Consider the following 2,479-nt stretch of genomic DNA (forward strand, 5'->3'; position numbering starts at 1 on the left):
TGAATAGGTTTGGATTCAGATGTTGAGCCGATAAAAACTATCACCATAAGTATATACTTAAATGATGATAGCCACTAAAGTTGCTCAATTTCTGAAACAAGCTAAAGAACGATGCCGCGTTTCCACTACTATGGGGATTCAATCTTTTCCCTCTTTCTGAAATTTGCTTTAACACTAAGAATATTAACTTTAATTTCCACAAATGCATCTTAAATCCTTCTAAGTCTTGATTATTTTCTAAAAATAGACGTAATTTCCCCCTCCCCTAAATAAAGACGTTATGCTATTTTATTTATTCCTCCTGGTGGCGAATAATTTTGGCGATTTAATTTCTCTTTTGTAATCATTTTACCTTTACGACAGCAAGAACAGATATTTATATCTATCCCTGTCAGCTTTAAAAGAAGCTCCGCTGCACTTAAGTTAACTTCTAAATTTTGATTTTTATTTTCTACTGCTCCTGTAAGTTCTTTGCATTTTTGAAGCTTAGTTGACCTATTTCTGTTGCTTAATATTCCATAATGTCTAATTTTAACAAACTTTCTTGGTAAAACATGCATGAGAAATCTTCTAATAAATTCATCTACTGTAAGTGTCATAAACTTTTCTTTATTATGGTCTTTATAATCTCTCCATTTAAATGTTACATATCCATTTTCTAAATTTACAATTCGATGATTAGATATCGCTACTCTATGAGTGTATCTACCAAGGTATTCAAGTACGTACTCCGCACTCCCAAAAGGAGGTCTACAATATACAATCCATTCTTTTTTATATAACTTATCTATGAAGCTCTGAAATACATGTTTTTCTGTTAGTTTCTCAATTCCTGTAGTATATTTAAGAGCATTACTATAATAAGCTTTTTTAAGGTAAAATAAGAATTTACCTCTAAACTTTCTTGAAAGCACTTTCACCGGGATAAAAAAATCTTTTTTCGAACTTATCCATCTGTTACCATCTAACGTTAGTCCACCACTTGGAACTATACAATGTATGTGTGGATGATTCATAAGATTCTGACCCCAAGTATGCAAAATTGCCATAAATCCAATTTCTGCGCCTAAATATTTTTTATCACTTGAAAGTTCAAGTAGTGTTTCAGAAACAGATTTAAATAGAATAGAATACATTTCCTTTTGGTTTGTTAATGTTATATAGTTAAGCTCTTCAGGAATAGTGAAAACTACATGAAAATACCCTACGGATAATAAATCCTCTTTTCTTTTTTCAAGCCATCTTTCCTTGGCTAAAGTTTGGCATTTAGGACAATGCCTGTTTCGGCAGGAATTATAAGAAACCCTAACGTGCCCACATTCATCACATTCGTCTACATGACCACCAAGCTCTGCTGTTCTACAAGCTTCAATATCTATCATAGTTTTTAAAATATTCAGCGGAAGCTGATGATTCCTCCTATATTCATCACCATATTGATTGAATATATCTTGAATCTCAATCATCGTTCTCTCCTAAAAGAATATCCAACGGACTCTTTATATTAAGTAAATCCATCCTTCTAAGATGTAAATAGATAGTGGTAGTAGTAATTCGGGTATGTCCTAAAAGTCTTTGAATGTAGCAGATATCCGTACCAGCATCCAATAAGTGAGTTGCAAAGCTATGGCGAAGCGTATGGACAGTTGCATGCTTAGTGATTTTAGTTTTTTTTATAGATTTCTCGAGCATTTTCTGAACACTACGTGGACTTATAGAATCTGTACGACCCTTTCCAGAAAATAAATATTCCGTAGGATGATATCTGCTCCAATACTCTCTGAGGATTTCTAAATTTGATTTAGACAACAATGAATATCTATCTTTTTTACCTTTGCCCTCTCTAATTAATATTTGCATGTTTTTACTATCAATATCTGTTATTTTTAGGTTACAAACTTCACTAACTCTTAATCCTGCGGAGTAGACCGTCATGAGAATTGCCTTATGCTTAAGATTTTCAGTAACATCAAAGATAGATTTAACCTCATCTGGAGATAATACAGGAGGTAATTTTGATGGTTCTTTCATCCTTGCAATTTTGTCAGAATTCCAATATCTATTTAGAGTTTTAGTATAAAAAAATTTAAGGCTTGAATTAATATAATTAACTGTTCCTTCACTTAATTTTTTTTTAATGATACAATAATGTAGGTAGTCACAAATTTCTTTTTCGCCTAAATACTTTGGTGATTTGTTGTAAAATTTAGCAAAGTTACTAACGTGATTGATATAGCTTTTTATAGTCATTGGACTATAACCCCTTAGTTCCATATCCATTTTCATTTTTTCTCTTAATTCTGACATAAATAATAACACTTCCTTATTTTTTATTTCGACAATAAAAGTTTATAGGAAGTGTGTATTATAATAAAGAAGTATCTTAATCAAATAGGATACTTCTTTATATTTTATTTAAGTAAAAATTAAATTAATATGATTAGCACTCGTCTGCCACCGTTTTTAGCGGTTTAGTTCT

General features: G+C 31.3%; 2 protein-coding genes. Both read right to left on the bottom strand.

Annotated elements, in window-relative coordinates:
- Window positions 1-278 precede the first annotated feature (278 nt).
- Window positions 279-1,466 carry an IS91 family transposase gene (locus Ctaglu_RS24475; protein ID WP_125006659.1) on the bottom strand — a complete coding sequence of 396 codons (1,188 nt, stop codon included), beginning with the start codon at window positions 1,464-1,466 and terminating at the stop codon, window positions 279-281.
- Window positions 1,459-2,307, bottom strand: a complete 849-nt coding sequence (gene xerA, locus Ctaglu_RS24480; protein ID WP_125006661.1) for a site-specific tyrosine recombinase/integron integrase — start codon at window positions 2,305-2,307, stop codon at window positions 1,459-1,461. The genes Ctaglu_RS24475 and xerA overlap by 8 nt, the downstream gene beginning before the upstream one ends.
- Window positions 2,308-2,479: the final 172 nt, after the last annotated feature.

Origin of the sequence: Clostridium tagluense (assembly GCF_003865095.1) — a bacterium.
Classification (GTDB): domain Bacteria; phylum Bacillota; class Clostridia; order Clostridiales; family Clostridiaceae; genus Clostridium_AD; species Clostridium_AD tagluense.